The 15,750-nt window shown below is 66.6% G+C and carries 15 protein-coding genes and 1 tRNA gene; 10 read left to right on the top strand and 6 right to left on the bottom strand.

What is annotated here, in order from left to right; all coding sequences use genetic code 11:
- On the top strand, positions 1–1,960 hold a 1,960-nt coding region (locus E1263_RS37670; protein WP_132176395.1), incomplete at its 5' end, for a fibronectin type III domain-containing protein.
- A 15-nt stretch (positions 1,961–1,975) separates the two neighbouring features.
- Entirely contained in the window at positions 1,976–2,626 is a 651-nt protein-coding gene (locus E1263_RS37665; RefSeq protein WP_132176393.1) for a DUF427 domain-containing protein, read from the top strand.
- A gap of 1 nt (position 2,627) precedes the next feature.
- Here E1263_RS37665 and E1263_RS37660 read toward each other — a convergent pair whose 3' ends face one another.
- Positions 2,628–3,401 carry an SDR family NAD(P)-dependent oxidoreductase gene (locus E1263_RS37660; protein WP_132176391.1) on the bottom strand — a complete coding sequence of 258 codons (774 nt, stop codon included), beginning with the start codon at positions 3,399–3,401 and terminating at the stop codon, positions 2,628–2,630.
- Positions 3,402–3,552: 151 nt separating this feature from the next.
- On the opposite strand from E1263_RS37660, the gene E1263_RS37655 reads away from it, so the two are divergent.
- Positions 3,553–5,745, top strand: a complete 2,193-nt coding sequence (locus tag E1263_RS37655) for a bifunctional SulP family inorganic anion transporter/carbonic anhydrase (RefSeq protein ID WP_272949723.1) — start codon at positions 3,553–3,555, stop codon at positions 5,743–5,745.
- Positions 5,746–5,791: 46 nt separating this feature from the next.
- On the opposite strand, the gene E1263_RS37650 is transcribed toward E1263_RS37655, so the two are convergent.
- Together E1263_RS37650 and E1263_RS37645 are read right to left on the bottom strand one after the other, a co-directional pair.
- Positions 5,792–6,655, bottom strand: a complete 864-nt coding sequence (locus tag E1263_RS37650; protein WP_132176387.1) for a neutral zinc metallopeptidase — start codon at positions 6,653–6,655, stop codon at positions 5,792–5,794.
- A gap of 184 nt (positions 6,656–6,839) precedes the next feature.
- Positions 6,840–8,711 (bottom strand): S41 family peptidase, encoded by a 1,872-nt coding sequence (locus tag E1263_RS37645; RefSeq protein ID WP_132176385.1) that lies wholly within the window; start codon positions 8,709–8,711, stop codon positions 6,840–6,842.
- A gap of 106 nt (positions 8,712–8,817) precedes the next feature.
- Here E1263_RS37645 and E1263_RS37640 point away from each other — a divergent pair, with 106 nt between their 5' ends.
- Genes E1263_RS37640 through E1263_RS37630 form a run of 3 tightly spaced genes read left to right on the top strand, consistent with a single transcriptional unit; the run spans position 8,818 to position 11,253 of the window.
- The gene (locus tag E1263_RS37640) at positions 8,818–9,993 is read left to right on the top strand and encodes a hypothetical protein (protein WP_165956884.1); all 1,176 of its coding nucleotides are present in this window, start codon (positions 8,818–8,820) and stop codon (positions 9,991–9,993) included.
- Between the two features lie 18 nt (positions 9,994–10,011).
- Complete coding sequence (locus tag E1263_RS37635; RefSeq protein WP_132176383.1) at positions 10,012–10,716, top strand: M50 family metallopeptidase; 705 nt, start codon at positions 10,012–10,014, stop codon at positions 10,714–10,716.
- Positions 10,717–10,752: 36 nt separating this feature from the next.
- Positions 10,753–11,253, top strand: coding sequence for a mycothiol transferase (locus E1263_RS37630; RefSeq protein WP_132176381.1), 501 nt, complete (start codon positions 10,753–10,755; stop codon positions 11,251–11,253).
- Here E1263_RS37630 and E1263_RS37625 read toward each other — a convergent pair.
- Positions 11,246–12,379 carry a hypothetical protein gene (locus E1263_RS37625; RefSeq protein WP_132176379.1) on the bottom strand — a complete coding sequence of 378 codons (1,134 nt, stop codon included), beginning with the start codon at positions 12,377–12,379 and terminating at the stop codon, positions 11,246–11,248. The genes E1263_RS37630 and E1263_RS37625 overlap by 8 nt on opposite strands.
- Positions 12,379–13,245: an exodeoxyribonuclease III gene (locus E1263_RS37620; RefSeq protein ID WP_165956883.1), complete on the bottom strand. Its 867-nt coding sequence runs from the start codon at positions 13,243–13,245 to the stop codon at positions 12,379–12,381. Before E1263_RS37620 ends, E1263_RS37625 begins: the two co-directional genes overlap by 1 nt.
- Before the next feature lie 169 nt (positions 13,246–13,414).
- On the opposite strand from E1263_RS37620, the gene E1263_RS37615 reads away from it, so the two are divergent.
- The 4 genes from E1263_RS37615 (at position 13,415) to E1263_RS37600 (ending at position 15,461) form a co-directional block, all read left to right on the top strand.
- On the top strand, positions 13,415–14,302 hold the full coding sequence (locus tag E1263_RS37615; protein WP_132176377.1) for a sigma-70 family RNA polymerase sigma factor: 888 nt from the start codon (positions 13,415–13,417) through the stop codon (positions 14,300–14,302).
- Positions 14,303–14,347: 45 nt separating this feature from the next.
- Positions 14,348–14,905 (top strand): hypothetical protein, encoded by a 558-nt coding sequence (locus E1263_RS37610; RefSeq protein WP_132176375.1) that lies wholly within the window; start codon positions 14,348–14,350, stop codon positions 14,903–14,905.
- Between the two features lie 102 nt (positions 14,906–15,007).
- Positions 15,008–15,080, top strand: a tRNA-Asn gene (locus E1263_RS37605).
- 66 nt (positions 15,081–15,146) lie between these two features.
- A complete protein-coding gene (locus tag E1263_RS37600; protein WP_132176373.1) occupies positions 15,147–15,461 on the top strand; it encodes a hypothetical protein in 315 nt (104 codons plus the stop codon).
- An 83-nt stretch (positions 15,462–15,544) separates the two neighbouring features.
- On the opposite strand, the gene E1263_RS43000 is transcribed toward E1263_RS37600, so the two are convergent.
- On the bottom strand, positions 15,545–15,682 hold the full coding sequence (locus E1263_RS43000) for a hypothetical protein (protein WP_165956882.1): 138 nt from the start codon (positions 15,680–15,682) through the stop codon (positions 15,545–15,547).
- Positions 15,683–15,750 lie beyond the last annotated feature (68 nt).

Genomic DNA, 15,750 nt, shown 5'->3' with positions numbered 1-15,750 from the left:
GCCCCTCACAGCACAGGCCCGCCCCGTTCCGGCGAAATACCCGCAGGTCGCAGCCAAGCCGTACCTCGGCTGGAGCTCCTGGAGCCTGCAGTCGACCAACTACCCGGGCGTGAACCCGGACGGTCCCGGTAGCTTCATCAGCGAGAAGAACATCCTGACCCAGGCCAATGCGATGGCCACCAAGCTCAAGCAGTTCGGCTACGAGTACATCAACATCGACGCCGGCTGGCAGGACGGCGGCGATGAGTTCGGCCGACCGGTCGCCAGTGCGAAGCGGTTCCCGCGCGGCATGAAGGCGGTCGGCGACGACATCCACAAGCTCGGGCTGAAGTTCGGCATCTACACCGTGGTCGGCCTCGGTATCGACGTCTACCGCGAGGGCAACACCCCGATCCACAACGCGCCCGGCTGCTTCACCCGCGACATCGTGTACCCCGACCTGCGCAAGACGAACGGCTGGGACGCGGCGTACAAGATCAACTACGAGAGCCCGTGTGCACAGAAGTACGCGGACTCGATCACGAAGCTTTTCGCAAGCTGGGGCGTCGATTTCATCAAGATGGACGGCGTCGGTCCCGGCTCCTGGAAGGGCGCCCCGGACGACCCCAACCACAACAACACCGAGGACGTCGAGGCGTGGTGGCGCTCGGTGCAGAACGCCGGCCGCCCGATGCAGTACACGTTGTCGTGGTCGCTCAGCCACCGGTACGCCGAAACCTGGAAGCAGAACTCGAACGGCTGGCGCATCGACACCGACGTGGAGTGCTACTGCGACACGATCGTCCGCTGGGACGGTTCGGTGAAGCAGCGCTGGTGGGACCTGCCGCAGTGGATCGACGACGCGGGCCCCGGGCACTGGAACAACCTGGACGCGATCAACGTCGGCGTCGGCGAGATGGACGGCCTGAACGAGGCCGAGCGGCAGAGCTACATGTCGTTCTGGGCAATCAACGCGGCGCCGCTGTTCGTCGGTGACGACATGACCAAGCTCGATGCCTACGGTCTCAAGCTGCTGACCAACCGCGAGGTCATCGCGATCAACCAGTCCGGCAACCCGGCCCGTCCGCTGAACCAGGACCAGCTGCAGCAGACCTGGTACGCCAAGAACGCCGACGGCAGCGTCACGGTCGGCCTGTTCAACTTGGCCGAGACACCGGCCACCGTCACCGGCGACTTCGGTCAGCTCGGTATCAACGGCAAGGCGACCGTCCGCGACATCTGGGCCGACAAGAACACCCGCAACGTCGAAGGCTCAGTCAGCGCCGCTCTCCCAGCCCACGGCTCGAAGCTCTACAAGATCACCCCGAACAATCGCCCGCCGGTCAGCATCCCGGCCGACCTGACCGCGACCGATGTCAGCCGTACGACGACCTCGCTCACCTGGCGGCCGAGTACGGGAGCGTCGTCGTACAAGGTATTTGCCAACGGCAAGCAGGTGGCGACGAGCTCGGCCACGAGTGTTGTGGTCAACGGGCTGCAGCCGCAGACGCCGTACACATTCACTGTGAAGGGCGTGAACGGCGGCCGTACGTCGGATGCCAGCGCACCGATCACCATGTTGACCGCGAAGAACGGCGGACCGGTTCGCTACGAGGCGGAAGCCGCGAACAGCGCGTTGACCGGCAACGCCAGCGCCAACGGCTGCACCTTGTGCTCGGGCGGGAAGAAGGTCGGCAACATCGGGTACGACGCCTCGGTCACGCTGAACGGAATCACCGTGCCGACGACGGGCACGTACCTGGTGAAGATCGCCTACACCGACGGCGACACCAGCCGGCAGAGCATGCTCACGATCAACGACGGTGACAGCTACTGGGTGAACTACCACGGCCTCGGCGACAACGACTGGGGAACGCCGCAGGTGGTGTACCTGCCGGTGAAGCTCACCGCCGGCTCGAACTCGATCAAGGTCAGCAACCCGTCCGGCTACATCGCCGACATCGACTGGATCACCGTCTAGCTCTTTACTAGGGGGATGACTGACTATCCCCTGTCCTTCGTCCCGGCCGGCGGTACGGCACCAGTCCCCCGCCGGATCCGGGCGATCCGCAACGGCGAAGTCGTCCTCGACACCCAGAACGCGGTCTACCGCTGGGAGAAGCCGCAATACCCGCAGTACTACATCCCGGTCGCGGACGTCGCCGACGCCGTACGGGCTGAAGCCATCAGCCAGTACGACGACCTGCTGCGCTTCGACTGGGATGCGTTCGACGCGTGGTTCGAGGAGGACGAAGAGGTCTTCGTCCATCCTCGGAACCCGTACTCGCGGTGTGACGCGATCCGGTCCGATCGGCACGTGCAGGCCTCCCGGGACGGCGTGGTTCTCGCCGAATCTTCGTCGACCGTGATCGTCTTCGAGACCGGATTGCCGCCGCGGTACTACTTCCCGCGCAGCGCGGTGAGCTTCGAGCACCTCACTCCGAGCGGGACCCGGACCGCCTGCCCCTACAAGGGCCGCACGACCGGCTACTGGTCGATCGACGACCGCGACCTGGCCTGGTCGTACGACTTCCCGACCGCACCGCTGCTGCCGATCACCGGGCTCGTTGCCTTCCTCAACGAACACGTCGACCTGACGATCGACGGCGTACCGGCTGAGCGGCCGGTCACCTCGTTCTCGGCCTGACTCAGATGCTCGACGCGGAGCCGCCGTCCATCGTGATGACGGCTCCGGTGACATAGCTGGCTTTGGCCGACGCGAGGAAGATCGCGACGTTGGCGACCTCGGCCGGGTCGGCCGGGCGTCCCAGCGGGATGTCGGCCACCATCTCGGTCAGCAGCTCGTCCCGCGGCCGGCCGCTGGCGCGGGTCGCGGCGTCCAGCCTGTCGTCGACGCGGCCGGTCAGGGTCAGCCCCGGGTTGATCACATTCACCCGGACACCCTGGGCGGCGTAGGCCTTGGCATAGCCGACCGACGCGAGCATCAGCGCCGCGTTCGCCGCCCCGCCGCCGATGTGCAGCGGGTTCGCGCTCTTGCCGCCCGAACCGACGACGTTCACGACCGATCCACTGCCGCGCTCGGCCATCCCACGGATGACGGCCTCGGTTGCATGCATGTAGGTGAAGTACTTCGCCTCCATCGCATCGTGCAACGTCTTACTGCTCAGCTCGCTCACCGGAATCTGCCGGGCCGCCCCCGCGCAGTTGATCAGGATGTCCGGTACGCCGATCTTCGCGAACACCTCGGCGGTTGCGTCGGCGTCGGTCAGGTCGGCGAGCTCCGGGATGAACTCGAGCCCCTTCGCCGCGAGCTCGTCGCGAGCTGCGCCGAGATTGACCGGGTTACGCGAGATGCCGAAGACCGTGGCGCCTTCCCAGGCCAGGGCCTCGGCACACGCCAAGCCGATCCCTTTGCTCGCTCCAGTGACGACGGCCACTTTTCCGGACAGTTGCAGATCCACTGTTTTCCCTCTCTCGGTGCTGTTAGCAACGAATTAGCATTTTCGCTTGGGTGGCCTTGTCCGGCCCAGTACAGTGAGTGACTAGATCGACACTCTTTGTTTCGACGCCAGATGCCGTGAGCACCAGACGCCGGAGGGACCCGTGCCGACCATGTCCACTTCTCATTCACCACCGACCTCAAGAATCACTTCCCTGAGGTCCATCCTTCACCATGACCTACCGGCCTCGCTGGTGGTCTTCCTGATCGCAATACCGCTCTCCCTGGGGATCGCCGCAGCATCGGGCGCTCCCCTGATCGCGGGCCTCGTGGCCGCGGTCGTCGGCGGTGTGGTCGCCGGTGCACTCGGCGGCTCACCACTCCAGGTCAGCGGCCCCGCCGCGGGCCTGACCGTTGTTGTCGCGGGCCTCGTCGGCCAGTTCGGGTGGGCCGCCACGGCCGGCATCACCTGCGCTGCCGGTCTGGTCCAAATCCTGTTGGGAGTCACCCGGATCGGGCGGCTCGCACTGTCTCTGTCCCCCGCTGTCGTGCACGGCATGCTCGCGGGAATCGGCGTCACCATCGCCGTGCAGCAACTTCATGTAGTGCTCGGTGGTCAGGCGCAGAGTTCGCTGATCGCCAACCTCGTGGCCTTGCCCGGTCGCCTGGTCGCGCACCATCCGCACTCGGTGCTGGTCGGCGTGCTGACCGTCGCGCTCATGCTGGTCTGGCCTCGGATTCCCAAAGTCAAAGTCGTTCCGGCGCCGCTGGTCGCAGTGGTCGTCGTGACGGCGCTCGCCGCGGTCTGGATGCCCGAGGTCACTCGGGTGAACTTGCCCGACAGACCGCTGCAGGAGTTGATCCTCCCGGCCTTCCCGCACGGCACACCCTGGGCGATTGCCGCAGCGGTGCTGACCGTTGCGCTGGTCGCGAGCGTCGAGTCGTTGCTCTCGGCCGTTGCCGTTGACAAGCTTCACAACGGCAAACGCAGCAATCTCGATCGGGAACTGATCGGGCAAGGTGCCGCCAATGCGATCTCCGGCGCTCTCGGTGGGATGCCGGTGACAGGCGTGATCGTGCGCAGTTCGACCAACGTCGCCGCCGGCGCGAAGTCGCGGGCCTCGGCGATCCTGCACGGAATCTGGATCGCGGCGTTCGTTCTCGCGGCCGGCGCGATGCTCGAGCTGATCCCGATGGCGGCGCTGGCCGGTGTCCTGCTGGTCACCGGCTTGCGGCTCGTCCAGCTCGCCCACATCCGCACGTTGCGCCGTCACGACGAACTTCTCGTGTACGTCGTCACCGCCGCAGGCGTCGCCGTACTGGGACTGGCCGAAGGGGTGCTGATCGGCCTGGCGCTGGCGCTTGTCCGGGTGCTGTACCGGTTGTCGAGGGCAACTGTCACGGCCACCGAGGAGAACGGGGAATGGACCGTGCTGATCCGCGGCACCCTCGTCTTCCTGGGCGTCTCTTCCTTGATCCGGACGCTGCGGTCGATCCCGACCGGTGCCCGGGTCCGCGTTGATCTATCGGTCGACCATCTCGACCACGCGGCGTACGAGGCCATCGACGACTGGCGGCGCGGCCACATCGACCGCGGCGGTTCGGTCGAGTTGAACCGGATGGCCTTCCGGGCTGCCCTGCGCTCCACCCCCGCGCGACGGCTGCTGCCCTGGAAACCCCAGGTGATCGCAGCGCCCGACCAGCGCGCTTCGATGCTCGACGGCATCCGCGCGTTCGAGGAATCGGCCGATCAGATCCGGCCGATGCTCGCCAAACTCGCGGCCGACGGGCAGCGTCCGACGCAGCTGTTCATCACCTGCGCCGACTCGCGGATCGTGCCGAACATGATCACCACCACCGGTCCCGGCGACCAGTTCTGCGTGCGGAACGTCGGCAATCTCGTGCCACCGGACGGTTCCGGCAGCAACTCTGTCGACGCCGCCATCGAGTATGCGGTCGAGGTGCTCGGGGTCCGGTCGATCGTGGTCTGCGGTCACTCGCACTGTGGTGCGGCCGCGGCCTCGCTGGAGGCAAACGCGCCGGCCGGCAGCGGCCTGCAGAACTGGCTCCGCCACCTCGAACCATCGGTACGGCGTGCTGTCGGGATGCCCGACATCGTCGACCCGGCGACCGGGGTGAAGCTGTCACCGGCCGACAAACTGTCGGTCGCGAATGTCGCCGTACAGTTGTCGAACCTGCGCAGCTTTGCCTGTGTCCGCAAGGCCGAGGCCGAAGGACGCCTCGAGCTGATCGGGCTGTGGTTCGACATCGGCGCCGCCGCGGCCCGGCTGGTTCTCGAGCGTGAGCCTTACCTGGTGCGCGCCGACGAAGAGCTCGCCACCGCGAGCCGACACTCGGCCAGCTGACTCTGGGGCCCGGTGCCACCCCTCGGGTGGCGCCGGGCCCCAGCAATCAGCTCACCTGAGCGGAGGGTGCTGCGAAGGTGTTGCAAGCACTCGGGTTCGCGGTGCGGAAGCCCGCATTCGCCCAGCGCGCATGGTTCTTCGCGTTGCCATGGTCGTACCTCGGGTCACCGGTCGACTCGACAACCTCGGCGAAGAGCTCCGCCCAGCCCGGCCGGAAGTCACGGTTCGCGCCGAAGTACACACCGGCGAAACAGGAGGCCTGCAGCTCGAACCGGCGGCTCTCCTCCAGCGCCAGGTCGACCCCGTTGAGCTTCAGCGCACGCTCGCCGAACGCCTTTGAGATCCCGGTGATCGCCTGGATGTGGTGCCCGTACTCGTGCGCGATCAGGAACGCCGCCCAGCCGAAAGCCCACTCCGGATCCTCCCGGTACCGATCCAAGTCGGATTGTGCGTCGAGGTAGATCGTGTCACCGCAGTAGTAGCCATAGCTGTCGCTGACATCGCAGGGCGAGTCCGGCGACTGCCCGATCACAACAATCAGCTTCGGCGGCGTGAAGGCGAAGCCTGCCGAGCGAATCGTCGGCTCCCAGGCTTTGTTCAAGCAGGTCACGGAGGCCGCGTAGTAGGCGCGGACAGTGGCGAGCGAACTCGGCTCGATCTTCGGTTCCGGACACCGTGCGGTCATCCGGCCAGCGCCGTAAATCTTGTGCTTGGTCAGGGACGCCGGTTGCGGCGGAGCGGTGACTGGCTGCGGTGGCGTGGACGACGGAACAGTCGTCGGCACCGACTCGCGGGCTTTGGCCGCCTCCGAGGCAGCGGCCGCCGCCGGATCCTCGACCACGGCCGTCTTAGTGCATCCCGCCAGCAAAAGGGCTGCGCAGATCGCAGCAGCCACACCCCGTGTTTTCACGCAACAGACTCTAGTGGCCCGTGTTCGAAGTTCCGTGACAGTAGGCGGTGTTCAGGTGCGTGCATCGTGGTGCCGGAGAAGCAGCCTCGATGCTCTTTATCGTGGCTGTTTCTCCGGTGCCGCGAGGTGCGTGCCTGGGCGCCGCATACGTTGCGGAACTTCGAACACGGGCCACTAGGGGCAATCAGATCGTCGTACGGCGGGATGCCACCAAGCTGCCAGTTTCGTACCCCTCGGCGCGGAGGCGTTGGCCGCGGGCGGCATCAAGGATCGTGATGGTCAGGGATGGGCCGGTGAGGTCTTCGGAGCTGATCGGGCGGTCGTCGAGGTAGAGGTCGACGCGGTCGATGCCGACCACCTTCAGGGTGACGCTGAGCGTCGTACCGGTGAAGGTGGTGGCGACCTGGAGCTGGCGCTTCGGGGCGGCGGCCAAGAGGGCGCCGGCGCGTGCGAGTAGGTCGACGTTGCCGTCGAGTAGGTCGGCTCGGGTCATCGTGTGCAGTTCGGACGGCTGGATGCCGAGGTCCTCGACCGGCGTGCCGGCCAGCTCACCGATGCGGAGCGTACGGCGGATCGCGACGCGCAGGTTGGCGCCGTTCGGCAAGGACTCGTACGGCGAAGTGGGGTCGGCCGGCGGTGGTTCGTTGAGAAGGGCCGCGAGCAGGGCGTGCGTCCAGACGTTCGCGCCGCCCGCGCCGGTGTTCTCGTCGACGCCGAGGATCGTGCCGATGGCGTGGTCGGCGAACCCGGCGGTGAAGATGTCGGTCGCCGAGTAGACGCGGGCATCGGTGATCAGCACGACCGGGCCGTGATAGGTCTGCCCGATATCGTTCGCGCCTTCTTCCGGCGTGATCGACTTCGCGGCCGAGTACTCCGCGCCGGTCTCGGTGGCCAACTCCAGCGACTCGAACCACGGTCCGAGGTCGATACCGGCCGGGTTGTCCCGATGCCGCCGGCAGATACGCAGATTGAGCGGCGTACTGAGGAACTGCACCGGCTCGGGCTCGATGCGCTGTGGGGTCAGCGTCTGCAAGGTGAACTCGGCCGCGTGGATGTGCCCACCGCCGTTGTCCCGAACGTCGACGATCAAGCCGGCCTGCGGCAACGTCGCGGCCAGCCGAACGAACTCGTCCCGGAACGCGACCGGATCCTGCACGCTGAACGTGAAGATCCGTAGATGGCCGAACGTGCCCGACGGCGTACCGACTGTCCGGGCCCGGAAGACGCCGGGCATCGTCGTCGGTACGTCGGCGCCACCGACCGCGGTCGGCATCGACAGCTCGGCTGAGCTGCGGCCGCGTTCGAGCGCGACAACTTCGCGGACGTAGAGCGCCTTCTTCGCGCGGGCCTTCTCATCGGAGTCCAAGTCGACGCCCATCAAGGCGGAGGTCGCGTTGATCGCATCGAGGTCGGTCATCGGCGGCAGGTTGGTGGTGACCTGCCACTGCTCGCGGAGCTCCTGCTTCGAGCCGTCCAGACCGAGGTAGCTGAGCACGACCCAGTCCTCATCCGGCGGCGCCTGGATCACCAGCGGTCGCAGGGTGAGCGATTCCAGGCCTCTCGCCAGGTTGGCGGGCTCGTTGCTCCCGGCAAACTGTGCGCCGTTCAGGGCAACAGCGCGGGCGATCGCCGTACCGTTCCAATGCGTCACCTGGGCGCCGGGGCCGAACTGCTCCGCGCCATAGCCCTCGATGGTGCGGGTGATCAGGTAGCCCTCAGCGCACTTCTCGATCATGAAGGGCAGGAACGCGATCTTCCCGGCGAACGGCGCAGGCAGCAAGTAGTTGGTGTGCAAATCGCGGACCGAGTGGAAGATGCTCGACAGCTGCCGATGGAAGAGCCACTCCGCCTCCATCGTCTCCGTGGTCTGGCGATCCATCCGGCCGCGCAGAACACGCAGCCGCTGCAGCGGATTGACCGCATGCATGGCGACCTTCAGCGGCAGGTGCACGTAGTTCTGGCCGAGCAGCAGCAAGGCCTGGTCGACCACGATCTTGCGTTGCTCCAGCGTCAACGTCCCCGCTGCGGCCAGGAATTCGGATAATGCGGCGGCCATCTTCCCCCCTGGGTCGATCCCCCCAAGGTCCGCCTCCGCCGGAACGCTGTCAACGACTCGCCCTGTTCGGAGTGCGACAGTGGTCTACGTCAAGGATTATCTATCCATGCGGATCAGTCGAATGTTAGTAACCGCCGCCCTGCTGATTGGTGTGCTCCCGACACCTGCCGCTGAGGCCGCCGCCACCTTCCCACGCATCGACGCGAGCGGGTTCCAGCTCGTCTCCGGCGACACTTTCGCGACGTACGGCGGGCGGGTGGCGCAGCTGGAGACCAAGCCGGCGCTTGCCCCGGTCGGTGTCACCCAAGTGCTCGCTGCGTCCAACCGGACTGGGCGCGCACTGTGCCATGGGACCTACCTGACTGCCGCGCTGAACCCGCAGGGGTTCTGCTGGCAGGACGGTGAGGACGACGACGAGAACGTCTGGATCCCGCAGGGCCTGTCCGGCTCTGGCGACGCTGTCCCCGGTGGTGGAGCCAGGCGGGTCGTGGTCGCCAGCTGGCACAACAGTGGGGACACTGCGATCCGCGTGTCCTTCCTGGATGTGGCGACGAACAAGTACCGGCATGTGCTGCTGGTGGAGCCCACTGCGGATGGGAACTTCCAGGCGGTCGCCGGACACGGCCATGGGCTGTTCTGGTCCGGCAACATGCTGGTGGTCGCGACAGGAGGCGCCGTACTGCGGGTGTTCGATCTGCGTCACATCTGGCGGACTGATACCAGCACTGGCGAGGTGGGACTCGGTGCTGACGGCAAGTACCACGCACTGTGGCACGCGTTCGCGCTGCCGCAGGTGGGGGCCTACTGGTACGCCGGAGGTGGGTGCGCGTCGACTACCGGCGTACGGCCGTGTTTTGCCAGCCTGGCGCTCGACCACGCCGGGACTGGCTCGTTTGTCGCAGCTGAACACACCACGCGAGGTGGTGGCCGCATCGTGCGCTGGCCGCTCAACAAGGCGACCGGTCTGCCTGCCGCTGGTGCCGACGGGGTGGTGCGCGCCGTGGAGGCGTTCAACTCGCCGGTGTGGGGCATGCAGGGAGCGGTGTCGTACAACAACAGCTTTGTGATCCCCGGGGTGTGCCCTGAGTACGCCGACAACATCGGGGACGGGGTCGACTACCCGAGCTGTCTGCACCGCGGTACCGGTGGCGCATCGACGACTGTGTGGACGAAAGCACCTAAGAACACCGAGAACTTGTCGTACTGGCCGGCGACGAACGAGCTGTGGCTGATGAACGAGCAACTGCGCGAACGGGTGACCGTGCACGTGGCATTTCCGTAGTACTGCAAGGATGGGCGGGTGAGTGAGTTCTGGGACAGCATCACGTCAGCACAGCCCGAGCCGTCGATCCGCGTAGTGATCGGGACGGCGGTGGTTGCGCTGCTGCTGATTGCTTGGCGACCGCTGTGGAAACTCACCCGCAACGTGGTGACGATCGCGCACGAGGGTGCGCACGGTCTGATCGCCGCGCTGGTCGGCCGGCAACTGGCGGGGATCCGACTGCACTCCGACACTTCCGGAGTGACCGTCTCACGCGGTAAACCGACCGGTGCCGGGATGATCGCCGTCCTGCTGGCCGGTTATCCAGGCCCGGCGCTCTTTGGGCTTGCCGCTGCGTTCACACTGAGCCGCGGGTACGCCGTTGCGTTGCTCTGGGGACTGCTGGTTGCGTTGGTGATCCTGCTGCTGCAGATCCGGAACCTGTACGGGCTCTGGTCGGTGCTCGTGTTCGGCGCTCTGGTCTTCGGCATCACCTGGTGGGGCACGCCCGCTGTGCAGTCGTCGTTCGCGCATCTGCTGACCTGGTTCCTGCTGCTGTCCGCACCGCGGGCGGTCATCGAGCTGCAGCACTCGCGGCGCGGTGGACAGGGGCGGAGTTCGGATGCGGACCAGCTTCGGCGACTGACCGGCGTACCGGCTGTGATGTGGGTGGGCGTCTTCGGGTTGATCTCGCTGGCTTGTCTCGCGCTCGGCGTGATCTGGTCCGGGGTTCTGCCCAGCTAGGTTTTTTTGTCGGCGGCCGGGTCTAGGGTTGTTGGCATGAAGGCGAACGAAGTACTTCTTGATGGTTTCAGCCGCGTGCAGGAGCAGGTGCACGCGGTCCTGACAGGGCTGGACGAGAAGGTCCTCACCGGGCGGCCGTCCGAGTCGGCGAATTCGATCGCCTGGCTCGTCTGGCATCTGACCCGGGTGCAGGACGACCACGTCTCGGAGGTCGCCGGGCACGAGCAGACACACACGGCCGACGGGTGGCACGAGCGTCTCGGGCTGCCGTTCGATGCGGCCGAGACCGGCTACGGGCACACGGCTTCGCAAGTTGGGCAGGTGCAAGTCTCTGCCGAGTTGCTGATCGGGTACTACGACGCTGTGCACGCGCGCACGGTGGAGTTCCTGAAGACGCTCGACGACCCAGACTTCGACCGGATCGTCGACACCCGCTGGGATCCGCCGGTCACCCTGGGCGCCCGCCTGGTCAGCGTGGCCGACGACGATGCCCAGCACATCGGCCAATCGGCGTACCTGAAGGGCTTGCTCAGCTGAGGCTGGTCTTCCAGAGCGCGCCGCCGGCGATCAGGTAGATCGTCAGGTCGTCGCCGGCCCGGACCGCAGCCGTCACCGGCCCCTGGATGTCACCTTTGGACTCGAGGGTTGTCCAGTGGCCTTCCCTGCCGTGGACGATCTTGACTTTGTTGTCCTGGGCAATGATCTGGATGACGTTACCGTCGGGTGTGCCATCGGTGAACGGTGGCGGCAGCACGTCCTTGTCACCGACCGGGATCTCCGGTACGCCGCTCAACTGCTGCGCCTTGGCGCCGTCGTACCGCCAGATGGCGAGTTTGTTGTCGACGAACCCGGAGATCACGCAGGTGTCCGCACAGGTCGCTGTGTTCGCCTGGCTACGGCTGCCGGGGTCAGGGAGTTCGACGCGGGTGAAGTTCTGCGCCAGCTTCTCCGACCGCCACACGGCAGCACCCTGCTGAACGACGTTGGGTTCGAGGCGGACCTGGGATCCGGTCAGCAGCAGACCGTCGCCGTACGCGGTTGCGTAGGTCGTCCCGACGAGCAGGTTCTTCGTGTTCTGTAGCGGCGTCTTCGCCGGGTCCTGCCGGAGCCACTTGTTGTTGGCCTGCGGCAGCCACACCGAAGCGTCGAGGCCGGTCACGATGCCTTCCCACGAACCGGTCAGCGCCTGACCTGCCGGAGTCAGCACGGCCGAGGTCATCTGGCCGGCGGACAGGCCGTTGAAGGTGTCGAACGTCTGCGGATGCTCCTGCAGACCGGTATCGACCGATCCGGTCCACACCGTCCAGCGCACGTTGCCGTGTGCTCCACCGCTGGCACCGCCGAGGCCAAGCACGCGCTTGCCGTCCCAGGCGAGCGAGTACCAGATCGCTTCGAAGGAGTACGGGCTCGCGGCCGAAGGCTTGATGCTGAGCGTCTTGCGCTCGGAACCGTTGATCAGCACAACGCCTGGAACGACCTTGGCGCCCTTGTGCTTGACGCCCACCAGAATCCGGCCGTCATGCTCGGCCAGGGCCACCGGCTCGGCGCCGACATCGACCTTCTCCCAGTAGACGGTCTGCGGCGCGGGCGGATCGTCGTTCTTACTGCTGCAAGCGGTCAGGGCGGAGGCGGCCACGACAACGGCCGCAATGACGCGTCGCATCAGCGATTCTGCGGCAGGGTCGTCGGACGCTTCTTCGCCCGCGGCGCCGACGGCGGCGGAATCATCGGCCCGATATCGCCGTCGGGCGCGGTGTCGAGATCGACGATCACCGGCGCGTGGTCGCTCGGCCCAGTCCCCTTGCGGGCCTGCCGGTCGATCCACGCCGCCTTCACCCGGCTCGCGACGTTCTCCGTTGCGAGCGTCAGGTCGATCCGCATCCCGAGGTTCTGGTGGAACATACCGGCCCGGTAGTCCCAGTAGCTGAACACCTGCTCGTCAGGCCACCGCTCCCGCACCACATCGCGCAGTCCTTTGGCCGCCATCAAGTCGGCCAGCGCCTGGCGCTCGGCCGGCGTCACATGGGTCGACCCTGCAAACGCCGCCGGATCGAAAACGTCCGCATCGGTCGGCGCAATATTCATGTCCCCGCAGACGATCTGGTCCGCCGGACCATCCGCGACCACCTGCGTCAGCGCCTTCAGCCAAGCCAGCTTGTACTGATAGTGATCCGAATCCGGCTCGCGCCCATTAGGCACGTACAGCCCATGGATCCGAATCCCTCCACAGGTCGCCGCCACCGCCCGCGCCTCCGGGTTCGGAAACCCGGGCGCCCCGGCAACCCCGGTCACGACATCCTCGATCCCCACCTTGCTCAGGATCGCAACGCCGTTCCACTGCACCTCGCCGTACAGGGCAGTCTCGTACCCCCGGCTCGCCAGTTCACCACCAAGCAGCGTCGTGAACGCGTCATCCGCCAACTTGGTCTCCTGCAGGCAAACAACATCCGGCTGCCGCTCATCCAGCCACCCCAACAACCGAGGCATCCGCTGCTTCACCGAATTCACGTTCCAAGTAGCGATTCGCACCGCCCCAAGGTACCCGCCAGCCACCCTTTGAGCACCGGGGTGCACGGGCTCACCGTCCACTTCAGCCTTGATCTACCTGCGACATCAACGAAGTTATCCACAGATCTGCAATCGGCCGGTCACAGGCGGTGACTTTCGCTGCATCCTCTTGTCAGGAGAGAGGGAGCGGATGGCTGAGCATCTGGACTGCGAACCGGCTGACGTGACCGCGCTGGTGGCGTACCTGCGCGAGATCGGGCGGCACGAACTACTCACACTCGAGGAGGTGAACGAACACTCGCACTGGATCGAGGCCGGCGTGCTGGCGGCCGACCGCCTGACCGCGGATCCACCACCACCCGACGCGGGCGATCTGCACGAGATCGTCCGGCTGGGGCGGCATGCCTGGCGGCGGATGATCGAGTGCAACCTGCGTCTCGTGGTCACGATCGCGCGCCGGTACTCCGGTAAGGGCATTTCGCTTCTGGACCTCATCCAGGAGGGCAATATCGGCCTGATCCGGGCGATCGAGCGGTTCGACTACCGCCTCGGGCACCGGTTCTCGACGTACGCGATCTGGTGGATCCGCCAGGCCCTCGGCCGCGCCATCTCCGACCGATCCCGCCTGGTCCGGATGCCCGCTCAGGCCTACGCGGACGCGTGCCGAGTCGCGGCCACTCGCCATGAGCTCACGCAGCGGCTCGGCCGCGAGCCCACAGCCACCGAGCTCGGCGACGCCACCGCCCTCACGCCCGCCCGCATCGAGCGCGCCAAGGCCTGGCAGGTCCACCCTGAAACCCTCGACCTCGCCGACACCGACCCCCTCGTCGACGACGAACCGCTCCTCCTGCAAGCCGCCCTCCGCCGCGACATCGCCTACCAACTCCAGTTCCTCGACGAGCTCCACGAGCAAGTCATCCGCCACCGCTACGGCCTCCACGGCCTGTCGCCCGCCACCATCGAGGAGACCGCCCATTACCTGGACCTCACCCCAGACCAGATCCGCACCCTCGAACGCGAAGCCCTCCGTCACCTCCGCCGCCGAGCCGCCCACCACCTCCGCGAGTACGCCGCCTGATGGGGTCCAGCAACGAAGGCTTGGTGCGGCTGGGATGATGAAGGAGTGAGATTCAGGCGCAGCACCTGGCCCCGTGAGCTTTCCGACGCCGTGGGTGGATCGGCCACCGGCCGCAAGGAGTCCATCCTGGCCGCAGCCCAGCTCGCCGACGGCAACTGGGTCGCGGGCACCCGCGCCGCGGTCTACCTCCCGGCCGACACCCCCACCGAAGCAGACGCCAAACCGACAAAAGACTCGGTACGACGTGTCGGGTGGGAGCAGATCGAGCGGGCCGGCTGGGATTCCGAGGCCTCGGTCCTGCACGTCTACGAGACCACCGCCTTCGGCACGCCGTTGCGCGCGACCGACCTCAAGCTCACCGATCCCGGCCGCTTCGGCCAACTGCTCCGCGAGCGCGTCGACGCGAGCATCGTCGTACAGCGTCACGTCCCGCTGGCCGGCAAGCGCGGCGTTCGCATCGTCGGCCGCCGCAACCCCGCAAGCACCGAGGCGCCGATCGCCTGGAACTTCGTGCTGGACAAGGGCCTGGAGCCCGCCCAGCCCGGAATCGTCGACGCCGCCGAAGCCGCTTTGGCCGCCGTCCGGGAGGAGTTCGGTCTCTGACGCAGAAGGGGGAATCCCACCGTTGGAATCCCGTTTTTGCAGACCGCGTCCGGCCTGCTAATCTACTCAAGTCCTCAGGGGATCGAGGACAGAAAAATACGATCCCGCGTAGCTCAATTGGCAGAGCAGCCGGCTGTTAACCGGCAGGTTACTGGTTCGAGTCCAGTCGCGGGAGCTTTCAGCAGTCAGAGGCCGACTCCATCAGGAGTCGGCCTTCGTCGTTCCAGAGAGGTCCCCGCCGATGGAGCCGATCGTCTTCGAGCACGACAACGTCTACATCCACGTCGAGAGCGGCATCCTGGAGATCTTCAAGCGGAACCCCATGCTCGGCGGCTACCGAACCCCGGTGAAGTGGGCCAAGATCCGGTTCGCAGAGCAGAAGAAGGGCCTCGGCATCCTCTACCTCTTCAACGTCGAGGACCTCGACGAGCCACTCTACGCCAGCGCCCCCGGCAGGCTGCCGTTCCGGGTCGAGATCCAGACCGCCGACGAACCGCTCTACCGCGCCTTCTTCACCGACCTCGCCCACCGCTTCAACCGCCGGGTCGACGCCTAGACAACCAAAGGCGGACCTCCTCCGAGGCCCGCCTTCGTCATCTCGTCGCCCGCGGTGACTTGCCCAGTCAGCCGCCCCGGCCGCTACTTCTGCTTGCGCTTGTCGATCGCCCGCTGAATCCGCTGCTGCGGCTGACCGGTCAGCTTGGCAATCAGCGGCACCCGGTACTTGAACGCCGCCACTGCCCCGACCACGAGCACCAGAAAAATGAACCAGCCCATTGCCGTTCCCTTCGTCGGGCCCGCCACATCCGGACCTGACCTCCATCATGCCCGCCCCACGCGAAAAC

It is taken from the genome of Kribbella antibiotica (assembly GCF_004349055.1).
GTDB lineage: Bacteria > Actinomycetota > Actinomycetes > Propionibacteriales > Kribbellaceae > Kribbella > Kribbella antibiotica.
Note: the sequence above shows the minus strand (reverse complement) of the source record. Positions and strands in the feature narration are given on the sequence as shown.